13 protein-coding genes are annotated in these 23,910 nt (G+C 51.2%); 9 read left to right on the plus strand and 4 right to left on the minus strand.

The window, feature by feature from the left end; translation table 11 throughout:
- Positions 1-453 precede the first annotated feature (453 nt).
- The 7 genes from rfbB (at position 454) to SE18_RS18920 (ending at position 7,017) form a co-directional block, all read left to right on the plus strand.
- Positions 454-1,545: a dTDP-glucose 4,6-dehydratase gene (gene rfbB, locus SE18_RS18890; RefSeq protein ID WP_054536028.1), complete on the plus strand. Its 1,092-nt coding sequence runs from the start codon at positions 454-456 to the stop codon at positions 1,543-1,545.
- A 173-nt stretch (positions 1,546-1,718) separates the two neighbouring features.
- Positions 1,719-2,348, plus strand: coding sequence for a CDP-alcohol phosphatidyltransferase family protein (locus tag SE18_RS18895; RefSeq protein ID WP_054536029.1), 630 nt, complete (start codon positions 1,719-1,721; stop codon positions 2,346-2,348).
- Entirely contained in the window at positions 2,338-3,042 is a 705-nt protein-coding gene (locus SE18_RS18900) for a TVP38/TMEM64 family protein (RefSeq protein WP_054536030.1), read from the plus strand. Before SE18_RS18895 ends, SE18_RS18900 begins: the two co-directional genes overlap by 11 nt.
- Positions 3,043-3,060: 18 nt before the next feature.
- Positions 3,061-4,344 carry an ABC transporter substrate-binding protein gene (locus tag SE18_RS18905; protein ID WP_054536031.1) on the plus strand — a complete coding sequence of 428 codons (1,284 nt, stop codon included), beginning with the start codon at positions 3,061-3,063 and terminating at the stop codon, positions 4,342-4,344.
- Positions 4,345-4,349: 5 nt separating this feature from the next.
- A complete protein-coding gene (locus tag SE18_RS18910) occupies positions 4,350-5,216 on the plus strand; it encodes an ABC transporter permease (RefSeq protein WP_054536032.1) in 867 nt (288 codons plus the stop codon).
- Complete coding sequence (locus tag SE18_RS18915; RefSeq protein WP_054536033.1) at positions 5,213-5,998, plus strand: ABC transporter permease; 786 nt, start codon at positions 5,213-5,215, stop codon at positions 5,996-5,998. The genes SE18_RS18910 and SE18_RS18915 overlap by 4 nt, the downstream gene beginning before the upstream one ends.
- On the plus strand, positions 5,995-7,017 hold the full coding sequence (locus SE18_RS18920) for an ABC transporter ATP-binding protein (protein WP_054536034.1): 1,023 nt from the start codon (positions 5,995-5,997) through the stop codon (positions 7,015-7,017). The genes SE18_RS18915 and SE18_RS18920 overlap by 4 nt, the downstream gene beginning before the upstream one ends.
- Positions 7,018-7,071: 54 nt before the next feature.
- Here SE18_RS18920 and SE18_RS27245 read toward each other — a convergent pair whose 3' ends face one another.
- Together SE18_RS27245 and SE18_RS18930 are read right to left on the minus strand one after the other, a co-directional pair.
- Complete coding sequence (locus tag SE18_RS27245) at positions 7,072-15,186, minus strand: malectin domain-containing carbohydrate-binding protein (protein WP_160319526.1); 8,115 nt, start codon at positions 15,184-15,186, stop codon at positions 7,072-7,074.
- Positions 15,187-15,557: 371 nt separating this feature from the next.
- The gene (locus tag SE18_RS18930; RefSeq protein ID WP_054536036.1) at positions 15,558-18,707 is read right to left on the minus strand and encodes a malectin domain-containing carbohydrate-binding protein; all 3,150 of its coding nucleotides are present in this window, start codon (positions 18,705-18,707) and stop codon (positions 15,558-15,560) included.
- A gap of 573 nt (positions 18,708-19,280) precedes the next feature.
- Here SE18_RS18930 and rocF point away from each other — a divergent pair.
- Entirely contained in the window at positions 19,281-20,207 is a 927-nt protein-coding gene (rocF, locus tag SE18_RS18935) for an arginase (RefSeq protein ID WP_054536037.1), read from the plus strand.
- Between the two features lie 63 nt (positions 20,208-20,270).
- On the opposite strand, the gene SE18_RS18940 is transcribed toward rocF, so the two are convergent.
- Positions 20,271-22,295, minus strand: coding sequence for a choice-of-anchor B family protein (locus SE18_RS18940; protein ID WP_054536038.1), 2,025 nt, complete (start codon positions 22,293-22,295; stop codon positions 20,271-20,273).
- A gap of 143 nt (positions 22,296-22,438) precedes the next feature.
- Between SE18_RS18940 and selD the strand changes: the two genes are divergently transcribed.
- Positions 22,439-23,485 (plus strand): selenide, water dikinase SelD, encoded by a 1,047-nt coding sequence (gene selD / locus SE18_RS18945; protein WP_083470018.1) that lies wholly within the window; start codon positions 22,439-22,441, stop codon positions 23,483-23,485.
- Positions 23,486-23,551: 66 nt separating this feature from the next.
- Here selD and SE18_RS18950 read toward each other — a convergent pair whose 3' ends face one another.
- A complete protein-coding gene (locus SE18_RS18950) occupies positions 23,552-23,869 on the minus strand; it encodes a hypothetical protein (protein ID WP_054536040.1) in 318 nt (105 codons plus the stop codon).
- Positions 23,870-23,910: the final 41 nt, after the last annotated feature.

Consider the following 23,910-nt stretch of genomic DNA (forward strand, 5'->3'; position numbering starts at 1 on the left):
GGTCAGGGGTCGGGGTTGGGCTATAGGCTATCGTAAACATAATCCACATACTCTGTGCAATCTGTGGCGAAAATAAGCCTTCGCGGTTTCGGTGCGAGGGGTCGGCGGTCAGGGGCTGGGGATTGGTTACTTGTTCAATTCCCAGCATCTTTGCCAAACTCGTTAATTTCCCGCTAGCCAAACGCCGCTAGCCAATAGCCTTATTCACCCTGCGCCTCTGGGCTAAAACCCTTCTTCGTGCTCTTCGCGCTCTTCGCGGTTCCGTTCTTTGTGCTCTTTGTGGATCAAAAATCGATCCTCAACTCTGCGCCACTGCGCCGAAATCCCGATCCCCAATCTCCGATTCCCAGCCCCCAGTCCCATCAGTTGACAACTCCCCAGCGATCATCCACAATGCAGCGATTATTGACGACAATTCAGGCATTCCAACGATAGAAAGGTTCCAAGGTTTTTATGCGAATTGCAGTAACAGGCGGGGCAGGCTTTATTGGCTCCAACTTTGTGCGCTATTGGATGGATACCAACCCTGCTGATGAGGTTGTGGTAATTGATGCCTTAACCTATGCTGGCCATTTGAGCAATTTGGCGGGCTACCACGAACGCCCCAATTGCCAATTTGTACAGGCTGATATTTGCGATTACCAAACGATGCTCAAGGTCTTGGCGGGAGTTAATTTGGTGGTGCACTTTGCCGCCGAAACTCACGTTGATCGGTCGTTGGGCGCGTTTGAATTGGAGCGCCAATTCTATCGCTCAAATATTGAAGGCACTGCTAGCTTGATTCGGGCTTCACGCGAGGCTGGGGTTGGCCACTTTCACCATGTTTCAACTGATGAAGTGTTTGGCGATTTAGCCTTCGACGACCCGCAAAAATTCCACGAAACCTATCCCTATAATCCCAGCAGCCCATATGCAGTCAGCAAAGCTGCCTCGGATCATGTGGTGCGTGCCTTTGCTCACACCTACAACTACCCGATCACGATTACCAACTGCACTAACAACTATGGCCCATTTCAGACCCCAGAAAAGCTGATTCCACGCTCGATTGCCTTGTTGTTGGCCAACCAAAAAGTCAAGCTCTATACCGATGCGGATGGGATTCCAGGTCGCAACATTCGCGATTGGCTGCATGTGCAAGATCACTGCGAAGCGATTGCCTTGGTGATTAAAAAAGGTCGCATTGGCGAAACCTACGGGATTGGCGGCGAAGCCGAGCTTTCCAACTTTCACCTTGTCGAAACCATGCTCGACATTATGAGCGAATTTCTTGATCGCTCATTGACGATTGAAAATAGCGTTGAATTTGTTGCCGATCGCCCGGGCCACGACCGCCGCTATGCCATGGATCTGAGCAAAATCAAGCGCGAATTGGGCTGGCAACCACGCTATTCGTTTGAACAAGGCTTTTTGGAAACCGTGCAATGGTACACATCACCTGAAGGCCAAGCCTGGCTCGCCAGTTTAAGCGATCGCACCAGCGATGTACGTGCCAACCAAGAGCAAGTGGTTGCCGTGCGCGAAAACTGGCAAGCAGAACATCAATAAGCTACAGTTCAAATCCTCATAACGCTGCACATTAACCCAACCACGTGCTCAAACGCTCCTCGCTTGCACCACGAGCGCGGGGTTGGGCTGAGGAAGAGATCATCAACTGTTAAGAATTTGGCCGCGATGATTAAGCTACGATAACGGCGGTAGTCACTAAGGAGCTAGCGGCGATGGTCGATCAATTTTTACGCCAGCCAAAAGAACGTTTATTAGCTCCGTTAGCCCAACGCTTGCGCCATATTCACCCAACCAGCATTACACTCGCTGCCTTTGGCGTTGGCCTTGCAGCAGCAGTTTGTGCTTGGCAACAGCTGTATTGGGCCAGCTTTGGTTGTTGGCTGCTCAATCGCCTACTCGATGGGCTTGATGGCACGGTTGCACGGCTCAGCAATCAACAAAGCGATCTTGGTGGCTATATCGATATTCTGCTCGATGTGCTGATCTATGCCTTGCTGCCAATTGGTTTGGTTGCAGGCCAGCCAACCCTAGCCAATGGCTTGGCAGCGCTCGGCCTGATCGCCAGCTTTTATGTCAATGCAATTTCTTGGGCCTATTTGGCAGCAATTTTAGAAAAACGCCAGCAAGGGGCCAAAGCCCAAACGGCTATGACCAGCATCGCCATGCCCAGCGGCTTGATCGAGGGTACAGAAACCGTGCTGCTGTTCAGTCTCTTTATTGTGCTGCCCAGCCATTTGAGCCTGCTGTTTCATGGGATGACAGCGTTGGTCGGCATTACAATTGGCCAGCGCGTTCTTTGGGCCAGCCGTTATCTTCGCGAGGAACCACGCCATGACCACTAGCCCACCAACCAGATCGTTTTGGCAACGCCATTGGCAAAAATTGCTCGCCGCAGGGTTTTGGTTGCTGCTGATTGGCGGCTATTTCTGGTATTCATGGCGCAACCAGCTTTCGCCCGCCGCCGCTGTGGGCCAAGTAATCGAGCTGCTCAAAAGCAATTTGGGCATGCTGATTTATATTGGCATCTATCTGCTACGCCCGTTGATTTTCTTTCCTGCCACATTTTTGACGCTTGCTGGTGGCAGCGTTTTTGGGAGTGTGTGGGGCTTGATTTACACCGTGATTGGGGCCAACGGCTCAGCCATGGTGGCGTATATTATTGGGCGTTTTTTTGGTCAGCCAGAGCAACATCAAAACCAAACTGGCGTCATTAATGGCTATATCGAGCGTTTACGCCGCAATAGCTTTGAAACAATTATGTTGATGCGCCTAATCTTCTTGCCCTACGATTTAGTTAATTATCTGGCTGGCATTTTGCGCATCAATTGGAAACAATTTTTGATCGCCACGATTCTTGGCTCGTTTCCTGGCACACTCACCTTTGTGTTGCTCGGCGCATCATTCGAGGGCGATTTTACCAAGGCCGAGTTTTCGTTCAATCCATGGGCCTTTGCTGGCTCAGTCGTCATTTTTATTCTTAGTATTGGGGTTTCACGCTGGCTTAAGCGTCGTGAAGCCGCCAAAGAAGCAGCCTAGCAGAGGTATAGCAGCGGTATGCAAACACGCAAACGAATCTGGAATTTAGCAGTGATGCTTGGCTTGGTAAGCTTAATCATCGCCAGTTGTGGCAGCAATGCGGCTACGCCAACCAGCACGCCAAGCAGCACCAGCCTTGATATCAACAATTGGGCTGGCATCGAGCAAGCAGCCAACGGCCAAACGGTTAATTGGTATATTTGGGGTGGCTCGGATAGCATCAATCGCTTTGTTGATCAATTTTATGGCAAAGCGCTCAAAGAACGCTACAACATTACCCTCAATCGCGTGCCAATGGCCGACACTGTCGATGTGGTTAATCAGTTGCTCAGCGAAAAAGCAGCTGGCAAAACCACTGGCGCTGTCGATTTAATTTGGATCAACGGCGAAAACTTTGCCTCGTTGAAACAAGCTAATTTGCTGCGCGCTGATTGGGGCCAGAGCCTGCCCAACAGCAAATATGTCAACTGGGCCAATCCGGCGGTCAACCTCGATTTTGGCGAGCCAGTGGAGAGCCTCGAAAGCCCATGGTCATCGGCGCAATTTCAATTTATTTACGATTCGGCCAAACTACAAGCAAGCGAGCTGCCACGTTCGTATGCGGCGCTGAAAGAGTATGCCTGCGCTAATCCGGGCAAAGTGACCTACATCGCGCCGGGGCCAGGTGCATTCCAAGGCACGCGCTTTGTCAAACAAGCCTTGTTCGAGGTCAGCGGCGGCGCTGAACAATGGCTCGGCAAGTTCAATCAGCAATTATGGGATCAATGGTCGCCCAAATTGTGGGAATATTTCAACCAACTTGAAGGCTGTTTGTGGCGCGAAGGCAGCACCTATCCCAAAACCGAAAACGAATTACATAGCCTGTTTGCCAATGGCGAAGTCGATTTCTCGATTACCCAAGCGATTGCTGGGGCTGGCTCGTTGATCAAAGATAATTTGGTGCCAGTCAGTGCACGGGCGTTTGTGTTTGATGATAATATGATCGGCGATTTCAACTATGTAGCAATCCCCAGCACCGCACCAAATCCCGCTGCGGCCTTGGTATTGGCGAATTTGATTCTCGACCCTGAATTACAAGCGGCCCAAATTTTGCCAGAAAACGGCTTTGGCCTGGGCTATGGCATCGACCCAACCAAGGTGAGCGATCCTGCTTTGGCAGCCAAACTCAGCAATGCCGCCCAACAACTTGGCGATGCTGCAACTCCAGCCAGCGATTTAGCCAAATCGTTGCGCAGCGATATTGCCGCTGAATATCAAAGCCTCATCGAACAAGGTTGGGAGGCGAATGTATTGCGCAAGTAAACAGCATGGCTAAATGGCGACGCTGGTTGGGTTTAGCACCAGCAAGCATCATTATTATTGGCTTATTTGGCGGCAGCCTTGGCTATGGCATTGCCCAAAGCCTTGGCTGGTTGCCATTTTTAGGCCAACGCCAGCTTAGTTTGGCCGCCTATCGCAATGTCTTGGCAGGCGAACAATTGGGCGGCCAATGGTGGCAGGCGTTGCTGTTTTCGCTCTGGGTTAGCCTTGCAGCAACGCTTGGCTCGGCGCTGATTTGCTTGGGCTTGCTGAGTAGCATCGCCGAACGCCAACAACAGTATCGTGGTTTGAGCACCATCAGCAATTTGCACTTGGCGATTCCGCATAGCGTTTGGGCTATGGCCTTGCTGTTGGTGCTGAGCCAAAGCGGCATTTTCGCACGCATCGGCTTTGGATTAGGCTGGCTCGATCAGCCCAGCGATTTTCCGGTACTGGTGCGTGATCGCTGGGGCATCGGGATTATTATGGCTTATATCACCAAGGAAGTGCCATTTTTGCTGTTGATAGGCTTGGCAACATTACGCCAACAAGGCCGCGAGTATCTTTTGGTGGCCCAAAGCTTGGGAGCTAATCGTTGGCAACGAGTGCGCTTAGTGCTTTGGCCGCTGCTGGCTCCTAGCTTAATCGGTGGCAGCTTATTGGTATTGAGCTTTATTTTTGGAGCCTACGAAGTGCCAGCCTTGGTTGGCGTGCGCTACCCCGAGATGCTGGCAACCATGGCCTTGGAGCTGTTTCTCAACCCCGATCTGCACGCGCGAGCCGAGGGCATGGCCGTCAGCCTGCTGATGAGCTTGATCATTCTAGTGGTGATTGGGCTAGCATGGCGTTGGCGACGGGCGGAGCAGCAGTCATGAGCTATCGCATAATTGTCTGGGTTTTGGCGCTGATTTTGCTTGTGCCAATTGCAGTTTTTTTGATCTACGCCTTTGCCCAAGGCTGGTTTTTTCCAGCGCTCTGGCCTGAACGCTGGGATAGTGGGCTGTTTCTGCGCCAATTGGCTGATCCACAGTTGCGGCGGGCGTTTGGCCAAAGCCTGATCATCGCAACTGGTGTGAGCATTCTGGCGCTCGTGCTTGGCTATCCGGCGGCGCGCGTGCTCGAACTACAAACATTTCGCGGGCGTGGCTTGATCTATGGCCTGTTTTTTCTGCCAACGGTTGTGCCAAGCGTCGCCACCGGTATTGGCTTAAACATCGTCTTTTTGCGGCTGGGCTTGGCTGGCACGTTATTTGGCGTAATGTTAGTACACCTGATTCCGGTTTTGCCCTATGTGGTGCTAACCTTGGGCAGCAGCTTTGCGCGCTATGATCGCAACTACGAACAGCAAGCAGCGGTGTTGGGCGCTAGCCCGTGGTTTGTTTTTTGGCGGGTCAGCGTGCCAATGCTCTTGCCAAGTTTAGTGGTTGCAGGCGTATTGGCATTTTTAATCTCTTGGAGCCAATACGTGCTCAGCTTGCTAATCGGCGGCGGTAAGATTATCACCCTGCCAATGCTCTTATTTGCGGCGGCCAGCGGTGGCAACCAGAGCTTGATCGCCAGCTTGAGCCTAATCTTTATCGCCCCGTTATTAATCTTGCTAGGTTTGGTAGCGCGCTATTTGGGTTCGCCAGCAACAGGAGCAACGCCCCGACCATGAGCTATTTGCAACTTGATCAGTTAACTAAATCGTATGCAAAGCAGACCATTCTTCAAAATATCAATTTACAGCTAAACCAAGGTGAATTTTTGGCCTTGCTTGGGCCATCTGGCTCAGGCAAATCGACAATGCTCAAGCTCTTGGCGGGGATCGAAACACCCGATGCTGGCGAGATTCGCTTGGCTAAGCGGGTGCTGAATCAGGTGCCAGCCCATCAGCGCGAAATTGTCTTGCTCTTTCAGCAGCCCTATTTATTTCCATTTCTCTCGGTGGCCGAAAATATTGGCTTTGGCCTCAAGGCGCGCAAAGTAGCCAGCCAGCAGATTAAGCAAAAAGTGGCCGAATTGTTGGATTTGGTTGAATTGAGCGGGATGCAGCAACGCAAGCCACAGCAACTTTCTGGTGGCCAACAACAGCGTATCGCCTTGGCGCGGGCTTTGGCAGTCCAGCCCAAGGTTTTGTTGCTCGACGAGCCATTAAGCAGCCTTGACCCAGAAATTCGAGTTAGTTTGCAAGGCGTGATTGCGCGGCTGCATCGTGAATTACAGATGACAACCATTATCGTGACCCATGATTTGAGCGAAGCCTTGGCCTTGGCCGAACGCACAGCGCTGTTAATCAATGGCAGTTTGGTTGCCGATTTGCCATCAATTGCGCTGTTTGAGCGGCCACCAAATCGGGCGGCGGCCCAATTTGTGGGGGTTGGCGCAATCATTGCGGGGCACATGCACGGCACCACGTTTGAGAGCCAGCTTGGTCAATTTAACGGCAACTTTGGCCCAAATACGCTTCATGTAGCAATTCGGCCTGAGCATATTCAAATTAATAATGCTGCAAGCCAGCCCAACATTTCAGCCCAGATTATTGAGCGCCGCTACCTTGGCGAGCGCTGGGAATATCGTTTGCAAGCCGCCGAACAGCTAATTATCGTGCGCGAAGTAGGCCAAACGCCACGCGACATTGGCCAAACTGTCGATCTCCATTTTCCCCCACAACAGCTCTTTGCCCTCGCCGATTAAACAAAAAAGCATCCGGCGGAGTGATTAGCTCCACCGGATGCAGACCTTCAGCGCTTAGTTGCCCTTGGCAGTGTATGGCAGGAAGACCACATAGGTTGCCGTGCCAGTCGTTGCGGTTGGCGTAACCGAAACAGTTACCGTTGGGGTCGCTGTTTGGGTTGGCGTTGAAGTAATCGTTGGCGTATGGGTATTGGTTGGCGTAATACCAGGCTCCAAGGTCGCCGTATTGGTTGGCGTATTGCTTGGGGTTGGCGTTTCGGTATTGGTTGGGGTGTTGGTTGGCACCTCGGTTGCTGTCGCCGTATTGGTTGGCGTTTCAGTTGCCGTGGCCGTAGCCGTATTGGTTGGGGTGTTGGTTGGCACATCGGTTGGGGTGTTGGTTGGCGTTTCAGTTGCCAACGCTCCAAACCAATTAATGTCCAAGTAGTTGATCTTGGTGTTTGTGCCACCAACGGGATCAACTGTCAACTTGCCGTCGCTGACCGTCACACGCACGGTGTTGGTTTGATGCAAACTGGCTGAACCATTGGCAGCATTGGCTGGTGGCACAAACTGGTTGATTGCCACAACGCCTTCAATCGTTACATTGTGCGACATTGCCGAGCCACCAGCTTGGGCATCGCCCACAGCCACAGTTACATCATAAACCCCGTTTGGAACTGCTGCTTCCCACTTGCCGCCGCCAGTGGTCAACTGCATATGCATCAAGGTATCCAAGCGGATATCGCTGTTGACGCTACGCCGCCGTGGATCGCTGATCAAGCTCTTGGGCTGGCCAGCACTGTCGATCCAACCATAGCTCAAGCCTGAACCTTGGCCAGGATCTTGGCGCAAACCATAGCCTTGGCCATAATCCTTGACGTAGCCGTTTGGCACAGCGCCAGAATCGTTGGGCTGGAAGTTGACCTTCAAGAAGAAGGTACCTTGTGGCGTTGGCGTAAAGGTGCCAATTGGCGTATTGGTTGGCGATGGCAAGGCAGTTGGGGTGGCAAAGGTCAAGTTTTGGGCCCCAAAGACCTCAATCGCACTTACGGTTGGGCGGCTTGCTTCTGGCGCAAATTGAAGATTCAAAACTCCATCAGTCACGTTGACCGTAAACAAGCGGGTATCGGCAGCTTTCGCGCCAACCGCCAGCGTTGGGTCATAATCGTTGAGCACGCGGTTGCCTTCAATGTTGACATCGAAGACCCGCTTGCCTGTGCCACCAGCAACCCCACTTGTTACCCCAAAGAAGATTTCGGCGAAGTGCAAGCGCACGGTGTATTGGCCGCTGACTGGCACTGGAATCGCATAATCCAAGGTTGCAGTTGCTGCGCCCGAGGCAAAGCGATCGTCGTAGTACAAGGCATCGTTATCGGTGTTAGCCACATCGCCCAAGTTGCCTGGGTTCGAGGTACTGCCGTTTTGCGAGTAGCTATCGGCAGCCCAGCGCACGCCATCGGGAGTAGTTAGGCTGCTGAAAGCGCCTGCATTGAAGCGGGTAAGCAATGGCAAGACCTGCACTTGCAGCGAGGTTGAAACGCTGCTTGAGCCATTGCTGGCCGTGACTGTTACCGTGTAATTGCCCTTGGTTGCAAAGGCATGGCGTACCTTGCCAGTGCTTTCGTTGACCACAGGCGTACCATCGCCAAAGTTCCAAGCAAAGTTGACGTTGCTGCCACAAGCCACCACCGCTTGGAAGCTAATTGCATCGTTTGGCGATGATGGGCCGTTGGATACTGCCACAACTTGCTCGATTGGTTTATTGCCAACCAAGATTGTGACCGTGTCGCTGGTGCTGGCGCCGCCTGCATCGGTTGCGGTAAAGCGGAAGACCAAGCTGGTTGCGCTGGCTGGAGCGGTAAAGCTGCGATTGTTGCCAGTGCCAGTTAGCGTGACGGCAGGGCCTTCAAGCTGGGTCCAAGCGCCAGTTACGGTCGTGTTTTCGAAGTCGCTGCTTGTGCCCGCCAAATTGACGGTCGCACCTAGAGCAACTTGTTGATCAGCCCCAGCATTGGCGGTTGGTGGCACATTGCCATTGACTGTGCTGGCAAAAACTTCGATTGCTGAGATCGAAGCAAAGTCCATTTCTGCATCAAAGGCCAATTGCAACTGACCATCAACCACTGGAATACCGTTGATTGGCACAATTAATGCGGCGCGTGCAGCACCAACCGAGGCGCTAATATCGAAGTTATCGAGAATCGTCTCGCCTTCGGCGCGTACATCGAACACCCGCTTGCCTGGGCCAGCAGCGCCACCACCAGGTGCACCCCAGTAGAGTTCAGCGAAGTGCAAACGAACATCAACGCTTTGTATGGTTGCTGGCACGGTTAAGTTATAGGTAATCGTGCGGGTTGGGTTGCCAACATTGCCACGATAGGTTTGATAGAGCGTATCATCAACCGTGTTTTCGATGGCTGGTGTGCCAGTGCCTTCAGCAACCGCATTGCTTGGCTCGAACAAACCAGTATCAGCTTGCCACACATTGCCAGCGCTATCAGTGAAGCTATTGGCGCTACCAACATCAACCCGAGCCACAACTGGCCGCGCGGCGGTTGGTTCGTCAAGGCTGATTGCAAATGTATCAAAGACAGTTGTAAAGGTCGTGTTGGTTTTGTGGGTGGTTACAATCCCCGCATTGACCTTGCGATCAAAGAAGCGTTGATAGCGGCCACCAGTCAGGGTCACTTGGCCAAGCGTTGTAAAACTTGGGTTTGGATTGGCTGCCGTGATCAGCCGATAGGCTGCGGTTGCCACCCCAGTTTTGGGATCGCCGCTCAAGCGCAATTCGGTTGCCAGCACATTGGCTGGGCTAGCAATCGCTGGGCTAGTTGCCACGGTAGCGCTTGTGCCATTGGTTTCGTTGGTAAAGACGACCACTGGTTGGGTGCTGGCTGAGCTAAGCATCACTTTCAGATAATTGTCTTGCTCCATGCCCCAGAAAATGCCTGCTTGACGATTGGCGCTAGTGAAGCCCGCAACGCTGCCTTCGATCCGCGTGGTAATTGCAAAGCGCGAGGCTTGGGCGTTGAATGGCAGTTGCAAGGCATTGACTTGGGTGTTGGTTGTGCCATCCTGTGTGCCTGCTGGCGAAACCAAGCTCAGCGTGCCAGCCCCAGCAGTGTTCATTGTTAATAAGGTTGGATCATACGATACGCCAATGCTAATTTGCTTGTAATCACTCTTGTTGCGTTGGGTTTGTGAGAAGCCCGTGCCAACATTGGTGTTATCAACCAAGGTATTTGGGTAATTTTGATTGAATTCCAAATTCAGGCTTGGCGTGCCGGGCATTGCGCCAACCGTTGAATCGTCAACCTCAACAAACTCTGGCCGAATATTGTTGACGATATAGACGTTATCGTTATAGTCGTAGTTGATGCCGTTGAAGTCCATCGACAGCACATAGCTATTAGGAACCAAGACCCCGTTGCGATCGCGCAATGGCCAAGCCCGCAAATAGTGCTTGCCAACTGGATTATTGTACTGAGGATCGCCCCAAGCAGTTTGTGAAATGATAAATTGGAAGATCCCGGTTGGGTTCATGTTAATATCAAACACATCGCTGCCATCGTACAAGCGTGGCATATAGGTTTGGCCATCCGATGGATGGTGGGTGCTGGATTCTTGCAAAGTGGTGCTACCTTTAGCAGCCCATGCAATATCGCTAGCTGTGCTGGTGGTACAGCACTGGTGCAAACCAGCCAACTGGACAACCCGTACTGGCTTGCTCGCATCGAAGCGCGTCCAATATGGCGAGATAACTTCCTCGCCAATTTGGGTCAGTGTACCCCCATCGCCAGTCCAGGTTTGGGGTGGATAGACAATCTTCACGTCGTAGCCAAAGAAATCCATAATTTGTTGGATGTTTGGCTCGTCGTCGCCTTCGTTTTGTTTTTGCCACCAGCCACGCAATTGAATAACCTTGTTTGGCTCGCTTGCATCGTTGGTGCGCAACAGCAGCTCACCCGAATAGGCAATCCCTGGTGGATCAGTCCGCGGATCAACTGGTGGCGTGAAATCCAAGCGAATATCACGGAAGGTATTTGGCTGAATGATCGTTGGCAAGCTCAAAGTGCCGCTCAACGTCCAAACCCCAGTAATCGTCATGCTGCTGAGAATCAATGGCCCAGTGCCTGTGTTGCGCACCCGAACAACCCCAGTGTTGCGGAAGTAGTTGCGCGTGCCACTGCGGGCAGCTGGATTTTGAATCTTGCTGAACATCAACCAATCGTTGTAAGGGATGTTGTGTGATTCAACATTTTCGATCTCTAGCTTACCTGCACCGAAACATGCGGCAGCCACAACTTGGGCCGTCATCAGGGTTTTGAGCTGACGCACTGCGCTTTCGATTGCAGAAGTGAAGTTTTCGTCATTAGCTTGACGAGTGCTCACTACACCTTCAATCGCAGGCCGATACATGCCTTTGAGGCCCAAGGTTACGCCGCCAGGGCCGCTGCGAGGCCCGCCCAGAATCACCATCGGAATAAAGACCCGACTGGTTGCTGGTGGCACAGTCACGGTTGGGGTAACGGTGACCGTTGGCGTACCTGGGGTTGGCGTAATCGTGGGCGTAACGGTCGCGGTTGGCGTGCCAGGCGTTACCGTGAGCGTTGGGCTACCAACGGTTGGGCTTGGCGTAAAGGTATTGGTTGGTTGGGTGGTGCCAGGTGTTGTTGGCACAGCAGTCGTTGTGTTGGTTGGCGTATTCGATGGCGTAGCCGTGTTGGTCGCCGTCGAGGTGGCCGTGTTGGTTGGCGTATTCGTCACCGTCGGCGTATTGGTCGACGTTGGCGTGTTGGTTGGCGTTTCGGTTGGCGTGGCGGTTGGTGGCTCCACGTAAGGCGTAATAATCACAAAATTGATTTTGGTGTTAATCCCACCATGAGCATCAATAGTTAAGCGATTATCATTAACTGTTGCCACCACAGTTTGGGTTGCGTGCCTGGTTGGTGCGCCAGTTGCCCCCACCGAGGTGAAGTTGTTAATCGCGTTTACGCCTTCAACATTGATGGTGTGGCGATCAAATTCAGGAGTTTGTTGAACCTGCGGATCACCAGCGGCAACCGTGACCGAGTAAATGCCATTCGGCAGCGCCATTTCCCATGTGCCAGGCGCCTTGACCCCGCCAAAAACTCCAGAAATATCGTTGGCACGCATGTGCATCAACGAATCATAGCGTTTGTCGATATTAGCAACAAAGCGATAGCGCCCGTTGGTATCAAGCACAATCGGCGTAATCGTCTCTGGATTGACCCAGCCATAGTACAACGAGCCATCGCCTTGATCTTTTTCATTGCGATTGCCAAAGGCTTGGCCCCAATCACGCATGTAGCCAGCAGGCACAGCAGTCGAGGCACTTTGGAAGTTGATTTGGACTGGGGTGCTCATGCTTGGCAAGCGCACTGGCCGCACATTACGCACAATAAAGACCAGATCTTGATAGTCTAAGCCCGTGGTCGCTTCTTCAAACACCACCACATAGGTATTCGGTACCGTCGAATCGTTGCTGGTTTTGAGAGGGTAAACCCGCATATGGTGTGGATTCGCCTCATCAAACGTGTTGAGGCTATCTTGGCCATAAACCACCCGATTTGCAAAGGCTGGCCATTGGGTATAGAAATCGAAGAACTCATAGCCTGGTTCAAAGGTCAAATTGCCAGTGATAGCTGGGTTCAGGCGTTGAGCACTGGTATTTGGCACCGAGAAAATACTGGTGCGATTAGCTCCAGCACTCTTAACTGGATACCAACCCAAGGTTGTTGCAGTTCCAGCAGGGCCGGTTGGGCCAAAGGCAGCCAATGGCTCCAAGGTAATTGCCGACGTTGTTGCGCGGGTAAAGAAATCTGCATAGACTTCTTGACCAAGCAGCAACGATGTACCATTGGTGCTATGAATTATCGAAGTTGTTGGGTCATCATCGCCAACGTTCATCGGGAATTCATAGGTATCGATAATCCATTGGAGCGATGGTTCAGTGCCATTGGCATAAACCAAGCCGCGCAAAGCCCCGTCAATCTTGGGATTAATTGGGTCGTTGCTTTGGATTTGGATAATTGCGCCCTTCGTGCCCAAACTGGTTGCTGCATTGGCGCGCATGACCACATTCAAACTAAGCGTCGCGCTTGGAGCCAAGGTGCGGGGGAAGCTTGGCACATTGGTGATCACAAACGAACCAGCTTCAGGCCCAATCAATTGCACGCCAGTCACGCTCAAATTAGCTTGACCAGTATTGCTAATCACAAAGGTTTGGGTTAGCGAATCGACCGAGCCGCTCGTAGGCCGCGCCAAGTTGAACACCCGGCGGGCTGGCTTGATATCGATCCGTGGTTCTGGCTGAATATCAGGCGTCAGCAGGTAAATTTTTTCTGCCAAATAATCGGAAACATACAAATTGCCGTTGGCAGTATTTTCAATCACGTCAAGCGGCCCCGAGAAATCTTTCATCCCAGGCAAGCCACCTTGTTCGCTAATAATCTCTTTGTTGGCACCAAGGGTCAGCACAACCAAATCTTTGCTGCCGCTATAACGGGTAACAATCAATTTGTTTTTGAGTGCGCCATTAAAGGTGTTCGATTTGTATTCAATCGTGCCGTTTGGCGATTTGTGCAAACCAAAATCCCACGAGAAGCCGCGATAGTTGCGGTCTGGTTGGGTCCCAACTGGGTAGCCAACATTGCTGCCACCTGGGGCAACTTCGGCGGGATCAACCGCAGAGCTTGGATTACCGCCGTTCATGACCCATTCACAGCGTTGGGGATTGGGGTGGCCATAGTAGCCGCCCGGCGTAATCCGAAAGAGAAAATCGGATTGATCGGGAATGCGCGTGCTTGAGCTTGATGATAATTTCGGCACATCAGGCCCAACATAGGCTCCATTGGTGCCAACATCAAGCCGATTTTGACAAGGTGCATAATTCGCCAAATTACCAGGCGTTGCTGGGGTATTGCCGCCAGCAGCTGAGCCGTTGGTCGCGGTATACAATTGGCCATTCGAGTGCCAAATCAGGTCATAGGCGTTACGAACGCCAGAGGCATAAATCGTCACTGGGGCATTTGGCGCAAATGGGTCGTAGGTGCCACCATCTTCAGTTTGCACATTCAATGGCAACGTGCCCAGCCCATTTTGATTGATCCGCAGGACTGCTGCGCCCAGTTTGTGCTCTGGCCGCAAGTTCCAACCATTATCCACAAAACCCATGGCGCTGTTGCTACCAACGGTCATATACAATGCGCCGTCAGGGCCAAACACCAAACTATTCGAAAGGTGGTCACGTGATGAACGTGGCATGCCAATCAAATAATCTTGGGCAGTTGTAAGATTCGCGCCGCTCAAGCGCGTCAGCTTGCCGCTCCAATCGGGGCCACCGCTCAAGGCATATGGGCTATGAGTGATCCACAAAATTGGGTTGGCTGCGGTTGAAGCAGGGTCAAACACCAAACCGATGATCATGCGCTCTTGGGTGGTGCCAGTGTAGGTACGCACCGTTTGAATGGCCAAACTATTGGCGGTATTCAACGTACCATCGGCGTTAATCGTATAGCGCACAATTTGGCCTTTGACGGTTGCAGCGTAGAGCTTGCCATCAGGGCCAATTGCCAATGAGGTATAGCCTTCATCGTTTGGCATCGTAATGCCAGTCGCAACCTTGTTAAAGCGAATATTGCCAGTTGCCGAAGGGCCACCAGCACTGCCAGTTGTAAAGACAGATTCATAGGCTTCAAACGGTTCGCCAGCAATATCGCGTAGCAAACTATTGGTTGCAACCCCAACATTCACCCGAAAACGATATTGGGTAAATGGATCAAGATAGTCATTGGGATTGAGAATAATCACATCGCCAGCTGCTGAGGTAGTCAGCCGCGCTACAATTTCAAAATTATCAATCACCCGAATCAATTTGACAGACGCTGCTGTCAAGGTTTGGGGGTCAAGCCCACCATTAGGAATATAGACGTTTGCTGCGATGAAAATATCACGGTTAACCGAGGTCGAGCCATTGAGTGGCAAGGTGTCGGTTACCCGTGGAGCCTCTAGTAGGGCTTTAGCTTGAACTGGCGTAAGTGGTTGGCGATTGCTCGCCGGAACCGCCGCCGCCACCTGCGTTGGCGGTGCGCCCACAAGCCAAAGGTTGCTAAACAAGAATGCTGCGAGCACCCCATGCAACCAACGAACGATAGACCGCTTCATGGTCATGACCCCTCCTGGAACAGCTTGTGACCCGTAGCGAGTTGTGATTTCAAGCGCTTAACGCGCAAAAAATCGAATCAATCACGATCGATCAAAAAAAGTGCGTTTGCTACGGGCCATCGTTATCGATCAGTATATCAGTTGAGATTAACTAAAAGTACGGTATTGTTATATACAATGGTACTAATTTTGTCAATCTTTACAGTGCAAATTTTGGTTTGCTTGGCCAATATTTGCATGAATTTTAATGTTTTTTGGTACTATTTTAATGTTTTTAAAAACATTTTTAAGGAATTCACGTCATGCCTTAGCAACGATCAGTTCAATCGAGCGTGAAGCCATCAACCAGTGACGACTCCACGCAATCGTGCTTAGTTTTTGAGCGTGTATGGTAGCCAAATCCGATACGTCGGTTGGTCAACGGTTGCGGTTACGCTTGGCGTTTCCGTTTGGGTTGGCGTGTTGGTCGGCGTAGTGCTTGGAGTCAACGTCACAGTCGGCGTATTGGTCGGTGTCAGCGTGCCAGTCGCGGTTGGTGACGGCGTATTGGTATTGGTTGGCGTATTGCTGGCCGTCACGGTTGGCGTGTTGGTTGGCGTGTTGGTCACGGTCGGCGATGGCGTATTGGTCGCGGTTGGCGATGGCGTGACCGTTGGCGTAACATTGGCAATGTTGAGAATTGGCCCCCAAACCTCAATCGCCGCAATTTTGCCTTGATCAACATTGCCCGGCTGACCACTTGGCAAACTAATATTCACCGCTCCATCACTAATATTGGTGCTGAAGGTTTTGGTAATCGGGCGGAAGGTTGCGCCAGTTTCGCTGAAAATATCGAAATTGGTCAACACCGTCGTACCTTCAATTTGAACATTGAATTTGCGCTGGTTCGGGCCTGGCCGCCCATTGGTTCCCCAATAGAGTTCGGCAAAGTGCAATCGCACCGCATAGGTTCCAGTGCTGCTGACCGGAATCGTGTATTGAACTGGCGAGCCACTTGTATTGCGCTCGGAACAATACAAACGATCAAAGTCGCGGGTCACATTGTAAATTTGTGGGCACGAAACCCCTGGAATCAAAACATAGGTGCCACCGCCACTTGAGTATGGGCGGCTTGTACTGCTATCAGGACTCCAAACAGCACCGTCGTTGGTCGTCCAATCACGATCGCCGCTGTTAATTCGCGCCACAATATCGCGATAGCTCAAACGGAAGAAATCGAAAATAAATGAGATCGTGTTTGGCGTTCCATGGTTGGTTGCCAAAATCCCAGTTGGGGTTCCCGTATTGAAAAACCACAATGGAACATTGATTGTGCCAATTGCAATCCATGTGTTGCCTGTCGTTTTATAGTAGGCAGTTATGGTCTGCGCAGCAGGATTACCGTCTAAACGCAGGTCGATATTGCTCACACCAGGCAAAACGATGCTTGGATTATTATTTGTTGGATTGATTTGTAGGTTTCCTGCAACTTCCATGGCAAATTGCAACCCAGTGTCGCCACTGGTACCATCGCCATTGAGATTGGCGGTCGCCACCAATTTCACGTAGTTATCTTGGTTGGGCCCAAAGAACAGGCCCGCCGCTTGATTGCCCTCAGGCGTGCGCCCAAGGAACATTTCAGTAATCCGCGTTTCGACTCGGAAATTGCGATGGGGATCAAAGCCAAGTTGTAAGGCATTGGCTTGGGTATTAATCGCACCAGCATTAGTGCCTTCGGTGGTGATGATGTTGGTAAAACCACCAGCAGCGCCAACCGCAATCTTGGCTTCAGCGGTACGGGTTAAGCCGTTGGTAATTTGAACCCCAGTAAAGCCAGTGTTGGCAACTTTGCCCAATGGCGCATCGCCAGGATTCCAATTGAACTCGACTGGCAACTTGGTATTCGTGCCGTTGGCAGCATCGAAATACAACTGATCGTTGACATCGAGAATCCCATCGTTATCATCGTCAGGATCGGTCAAATCGGAGATCATATCGCCATCGAAATCGTTGGGCACGCTAGCACGGCTACATAAGTTGGTGCCATTTTGATCTTCATCAAAATCGGAGTAGCCATCGTTATCGCTATCGAACGCGCTGGAATATGGCGGCGGTGGCGGACAATTGGGCAAATCTTCTGGCTCAAGGATGGTAATTGCATCGCTGCCAAATTCGGCCACGTAAATCACGCCCTTGGCATCGGTTACCACATCAAGCGGTTGATTGAAGTTGGCCAAGCTTTGGATGCTGGTGGGACTACCATTCGCATCGAGTTGGACGCGGCTCACATCTTGATTTTGGCCATAGGTTGCTACAATCAAATTGCCTTGCAACGCGCCGCCAAAAGCATTGCTAATGTAAGCAGTGATCCCGTTGGTTGATGGCCGGAAATCGTAGGTCAAAGCTGGTGGATTGTAGTTTGGCGGCGTTGGCAAACCTTGGGCATTGCCATTGTTGAGCACACATTCGCCGCGGGCTGGGTTGGGATGCCCACCATATGAGCCTTGAGTCACAATTTTGAGCGTATCGGGCAAATAGCGTGGGTTGATTTCAACGCCACCAGGGCATTGGGCTGCGCTCGGCGTATCGCCGTAGCCATCGTTGCCGCCGTTGACATTGGCATACAACTTATTGTTTAGCCAAATAAAATCATAGACATTACGATAGCCAGTTGCAAAAATTTCAAACTGGCCAGCAAACGGTGTTAAAGCAGAGGCACTATTGACGTTTTTAACGTCAATCCCGGCGCTTGGAAAGCCTGCACTGCGCACATTGGCGCGCAAAATTGCCGCCGAAAGATAATATTCGGCCAAATTGCTGAAGTGAGCGCTTGGTGCACCATTATTAGTGTTGCTCGACGACGAAATATACAGCCAGCCATCTGGACCCCAGCCAATGCTGTTGGTGCTATGGTTTTCGCGTGAACGAGGCAAACCTTTGATAATGTCGGTTGAAGTAGCAAAATTATTGGTGCTGAGCAATTTGCTAATCGTGCCAGAACGGGTGTTGATTTTCTGCGAGGTTGTATCGCTGTTGTAGCCATAGCGTGGGTCGCTATGTGAAACATACAAAATCATGTTCGCAGGCGTTGAGGCAGGGTCAAACAAAATCCCAATCAATTGGCGGCCATTAACTCCGGTTGCTGGCGAGCCATCATCATTAGTATTAGGATAATTGTAGATTGTTTCGATAACTTGGACGGCGGTGGCTTGATGGGTAGTTGGATTAAGCGTAATCGCAAAAATCCGGCCATTGAATTGGCTAACATACAAGCGCCCATCGGGGCCAAAAATCATGCCGGTTGGGCTATCGAAGAGCGAAGCACCAGTTAATCCAGAGCTAGAATTGAAAATTGTTTGGCGAAAAAAACTAATGCTGCCAGAATGTACATGTTGGCGCTCAGGATTATAACTATATTGAATCGTCGAGCGCGTTTGAGCGGCGGCATCATGAGTCGCTGGTTGCAGCAACCACCCCCCAGTCAGCAGACTGAAGAGCACTATCATCACAACCACACGGGCATGAAACTGTCGTTTGATCATCACAAATCCTTTCGAGAACATGAGCGAGCGCAGATCAACCTGCTATGCCAAATTCTTGCTGGTGCTACGCCTATGATCGTGCCGAGATCAGCGAGGCATGTCAAGCGACCGATCACGTGGTACGGGAATGTGGTGACATCTTAACAATTGAAGCCATTCAGCAGATGGCATAACGCTCATAACTCGTCCTCTATTTGTGAACTATAGCGCATAGCAGCATGCTTGTCGTGGGAATTATGGCCTATACTCAGGCGCTATTTCTGTGAGGAGCCACGCTCCACCGTATGGGTGAAGCATGGGTGATAAAAGTTAAATCTATTTAACCTTTTTGGCTCATTTCAGCACATCCACACACTCAAGCGCTGTTCAAGCCGATTATGCTCGCCGCATCTGCATATCAAGTGACTCTATTACAGCATATGGTTGGTTTTTTGTGCGCACGGTTTTTTAAGAATTAAGCCTGTGCCGACCCAACCATAGCAGCAATTTAGCCTAAAACTCACGCCATGCGCTAGAATAACAACAGACTTTCATTCAATGCTGCATGAAAGCGACATTCACTAGGAGGTTCTTGTGCTAATCGATCTTATCGGTGTCCCGCTTGATTTGGGTCAAGGGCGGCGTGGCGTGGACATGGGGCCAAGCGCAATTCGTTATGCAGGCTTACGTCCTCAATTAGAGGAGCTTGGTCATACCGTCATTGATCGAGGCAATCTGACGGCCAGTATTGCCGAAACACTTCCAGTCGGCGACCTCACCTTGCGCTATTTCGAGCCAATCCGCGATACCTTAGTGCAATTAGCCAGCGAAGTTGACCAATCGTGTAGCCAAGGCCATGTGCCGGTTGTGCTTGGCGGCGACCATAGCATTGGCTTAGGCTCGGTCAGTGGCGCTGCCCACAATCGCGATATTGGAGTGCTTTGGATCGATGCCCACGGCGATTTTAATATTCCCAGCACCTCGCCATCGGGCAATATTCATGGCATGCCCTTGGCGGCGCTGTGTGGCTATGGCGACGAACGCTTAATCCACTTGAGCGGTCAGCGCTTGGCCAATTCCATGATCAATCCGCATCATGTGGCCTTGGTCGCGGTGCGCGATCTCGACCCTGAGGAACGCCAACTCTTAACTGAAGCTGGCGTGCAGGTCTTTGCAACCGAATATATCGATCGTTATGGCATGTATGAAACCATGGTGCGAGCAATCAGCGTTGCCAATCAAGGCCGCGATGGTTTTTACGTCAGCTTTGATCTTGATGTGCTTGACCCAGCGGTTGCGCCAGGCGTTGGCACACCAGTCCCAGGCGGCATAACCTACCGCGAAGCCCACTTGGCAGCAGAGCTCATTGCCGAATCAGGGTGCATGATTGGGCTGGATATTGTTGAGGTCAACCCAATTCTCGATGATCGCAATCGCACCGCAACGGTTGCGGTTGAAATTGCGCTTTCAGCACTTGGCAAGCGGGTGTGGCATAAACAGCAACCACGCACCGCACTCTAAATCAAACAACAACAAAAGCGGGGCACAAGCCCCGCTTTGTGATCTCCAAAGGTGCAACGAACGTTATTCAGCGCGAATTGCGTAGGGCAACCAAACCCACCACTGCACTTGGGCTGGTGCTTCAACCACGACGGTTGTGCTTGCTGAAAGCGAGTTGGTAGTGTTGCTCGCGCTTACCGTAACCGTGTAGTTGCCAATCGTCGCGTAGGTGTGGCTCACGTTGGTGGTTGAGGTTGTCACAGCAGTTGAACCATCACCAAAATTCCAAACATAACTGACATTGGTTCCAGCAGTAATCGTGGCCTCGAAGTTGGTAGCTTGGCCAACAACCGTTGGGCCATCGTTGCTTACTTCCAAGCCAGCAACTGCTTGGGCTGGAGGTGCCGATTTGCGCACCATAATCAAACCACGCGAAATATCGCTAATCAACAATGTGCCGCTTGGCAAGTATGGATAAACGCCCCAAGCGCCATCAAAATCAGAATCATTGCTGCCTGGATAGGTATCAAAGAAGGCTGCTTCTTGAATCCTATTGGGATTAGTTACATCCAAAATCGTCAAACCACGCAAGTAATTCGACATGTAATAGTCGTTGTCGATTGTATAGCCGTTGTGATCAATCGCTGCAGTTGGGCCATCCCAAACTGCGCTAATGGTTGGATTATCCAAATCGTGAATATCCATCGTGCGCACCCGGGTGTTGTGACCCTGATTTTGCTCATCCAATTCATCTTGGATGAAGAGATACATTTTATCGTCGCTATACCAGCCTGAGTGGGTGTAGCCGCTGCCCGAATAAGGCCGTGAGCTAATGTGGAATGGGTTGGCCGAATCGGTAATATCCCAAATTTCGACCGACGATTCGCTGAAATCAAACAGTATTTCGCACGAGGCTTGGTGGCCAGGCGCACATGCCGAGGTTCGTGAATCGGTGATGATCATGCTGGTATCGTCGTGGGTGTAGCTAACATTTGTATCTGGCACGCCACTATCAATAATTTGCGGCGTAAGTGGATTGCTAATATCAAACGCGCGGAATACGCCAGAACTCAAACGGCTGCCATTTTTGCCCACGCCGTTCATATACAGCGCAGCAGTTTTGCCAGGCAAGGCCACATTGGTGCTGTAATCAACGTTTTTGATATAAACCGTGTGCGATGAGCCAAAATCAGCGGTATAGGTTGCTGCCAAACTGACCGAAGGATTGGGATCGCTCAAGTGGTTGAGATCAACGATCTGCAAGCCTTGGCTGCGATTTTCGGTTGAAAGATAGGCATAGGCATTCCAGCGATTTTGGGTTGTGTTGAAATATTGATAGACCTTCACTTCGCGCCAGATTGAATTATTGCCGGGCACGGTGCCAATTACGACTGGATTGGTTGGATCAGTTACGTCAACTACGCCTGTGCCGTTGTTGACCCCAATAACTGCATATTCGCGATTGGTATTGAGATCGACGTGGCCCCACAGATTGCTGCCATCGGTAGCCCCAACATTATTGACCTTAAAGTTTGAGAGTGGAACACTACCCAAAAAGTCAATTCCTTTACATTCAAAAATCCCTGCCATGCCATTGACACATGGTTGGGCGGCGCTTGGAGTTTCCAATTCGCTTGGAATTTGAATTCGATTAAGTTCAGGTGTATCGCTACCATCGCGATCTTCAACCCGCGCAAAACCAATCGCTGCCAACTTTTCACGGTAGCGCATCGGAATCCCCGCCACATAGGTTGGATTGGCGCTAGGATCTTGCTCGGTAAAATTATCGCGAGCGCTATAGCCACCGCGCACCGGAATTTGGCGGCTCAGCAATAAGCCAACCGAGCGAGCATCAAATTGATAATCGCCAGCAGCAACCCGAATTTCGTCGCCCTTGCCAGTCCCACGATTAATTGCATATTCGATGGTTAAACAGGGCTGCCATATCTTCGAACAATCACCATCATCTCTGCCAAACGGCGCAACATAGATCTTATGATCATGATTGCTATGCGCCGAAATCGAAGCAATTGGCGCTAACACAAACGCTGCCACAACTGCAAAACCGACCGCTAACGAACGCGACCAACGTCCATTGTGTGTGTACATGCCAGAACCTCACTGTAGGACCATCGGAGAAAATAGGGGCCGCCTTTGGAGATGCCCTATTATACGCGATTCTTAATATGTGTATAATATTAATCACTGGCATTTCTAAAATTCTTTAATCCCTGTGGATGATAGGCAAAATCATGGCAGATCGCGAACAAATTCGGCTGACCGAGCTAGCTTCCTGCGCTGGCTGAGCAGCCAAAATGGGGGCAGGTGCTCTCAGCAATTTAATAAGGAGCTTGCGCTTACCAACCAGTCCACAGCTGTTGGTTGGCCTCGATGTCAGCGATGATGCAGCGGTATATCAAATCAATCAGCAGCAAGCCTTAGTCCAAACGGTGGATTTCTTTCCGCCAATTGTTGACGACCCCTATAGTTTTGGGGCGATTGCTGCGGCCAATGCGCTGAGCGATGTCTATGCGATGGGCGGCAAGCCGATTTTGGCCTTGGCCATTGCTGGCTTCCCACGTGATCTGCCGCCAAGTATTATTCAGGCAATTATGCAAGGTGGCGCAGATAAAGTTGCCGAAGCTGGCGCTGTGCTGGCTGGCGGCCATACGATCATCGATAACGAGCCAAAATATGGCCTCTGCGTGACTGGTTTAATCGATCCCGCACTCATTACCCGCAAAGCCCAAGCCCAAGCAGGCAACCAACTCTATTTGACCAAAGCGCTCGGCACAGGCGTAATCAGCACCGCCAGCAAGCGCCAAGTTGGTGATCCAGCAGATCTTAAACTGGCCATCGAGAGCATGCTCAGGTTGAATCGACGGGCAGCGGAACATATCGCAGCGCTTGGCAGCATTCGTAGCGCCACCGATATTACTGGCTTTGGCTTGCTTGGCCATGGCTTGGAATTGGCGCGCAATAGCCAGGTTGGGCTGCGGATCAACAGCCAAGCATTGCCGCTGCTCCAAGGAGCCTATCGCTACGCCCAAGCAGGGATCATGCCTGGTGGCTTGCATACAAATCGCGCTTATGTCGAGCAACAAATTCAGGTCAACTATGCTGAGACAGTCGATCCAGCACTTCAAGCCTTGTTATACGATCCACAAACCTCTGGGGGATTATTGATTGCGGTGGATGCTGAGCATGCGGCTGCGCTCGAACAGCAATTTGCCCAAGCAGGTGACCCACTTTGGCCCATTGGCGAGATTATTGAGCAGCAATGCATCGAGGTTGTTTAAACGAGCACCATCGATAAAGCTCCACAGCACATCGTGGGCAAACAGCATTAATTCAAAGCATCAATATTATGGTTGGGGATGCGAATCGATTTCAAGCCAGCCAAGCCCATTTTGTGGAGCCTGAAGCGCCAAAACGGTATATTGCTGTTGATTAATTGTCACCGCATCACCAACTTTAACCTGCTGTTGAACCCCGGCCTGCGTGCGCTCAGTGCGAATTTCAACAGTCATCAGATCAGTCGCTTCATCATAACTTTTAATTCGCACCCAATGCTGCGCAAACTCTAAATGAGGAACACCATAGGGCAAGATAACACTATCGGGCTTGGTTTGGGGATAAACAATTGGTTCAGGGTTAGTACTAGGAATTGCTGGATCGGACATTCCACATGCTCCTACTAAAATTAATATGCTTGTAAGCACAA

The organism is Herpetosiphon geysericola, assembly GCF_001306135.1.
Classification (GTDB): domain Bacteria; phylum Chloroflexota; class Chloroflexia; order Chloroflexales; family Herpetosiphonaceae; genus Herpetosiphon; species Herpetosiphon geysericola.

Excerpts from the sequence above, each read along its gene's own strand:
- rfbB (WP_054536028.1), top strand. The coding sequence starts at position 454 with ATGCGAATTGCAGTAACAGGCGGGGCAGGCTTTATTGGCTCCAACTTT.
- SE18_RS18895 (WP_054536029.1), top strand. The coding sequence starts at position 1,719 with ATGGTCGATCAATTTTTACGCCAGCCAAAAGAACGTTTATTAGCTCCG.
- SE18_RS18900 (WP_054536030.1), top strand. The coding sequence starts at position 2,338 with ATGACCACTAGCCCACCAACCAGATCGTTTTGGCAACGCCATTGGCAA.
- SE18_RS18905 (WP_054536031.1), top strand. The coding sequence starts at position 3,061 with ATGCAAACACGCAAACGAATCTGGAATTTAGCAGTGATGCTTGGCTTG.
- SE18_RS18910 (WP_054536032.1), top strand. The coding sequence starts at position 4,350 with ATGGCTAAATGGCGACGCTGGTTGGGTTTAGCACCAGCAAGCATCATT.
- SE18_RS18915 (WP_054536033.1), top strand. The coding sequence starts at position 5,213 with ATGAGCTATCGCATAATTGTCTGGGTTTTGGCGCTGATTTTGCTTGTG.
- SE18_RS18920 (WP_054536034.1), top strand. The coding sequence starts at position 5,995 with ATGAGCTATTTGCAACTTGATCAGTTAACTAAATCGTATGCAAAGCAG.
- SE18_RS27245 (WP_160319526.1), bottom strand. The coding sequence starts at position 15,186 with ATGAAGCGGTCTATCGTTCGTTGGTTGCATGGGGTGCTCGCAGCATTC.
- SE18_RS18930 (WP_054536036.1), bottom strand. The coding sequence starts at position 18,707 with ATGATCAAACGACAGTTTCATGCCCGTGTGGTTGTGATGATAGTGCTC.
- SE18_RS18940 (WP_054536038.1), bottom strand. The coding sequence starts at position 22,295 with ATGTACACACACAATGGACGTTGGTCGCGTTCGTTAGCGGTCGGTTTT.
- SE18_RS18950 (WP_054536040.1), bottom strand. The coding sequence starts at position 23,869 with ATGTCCGATCCAGCAATTCCTAGTACTAACCCTGAACCAATTGTTTAT.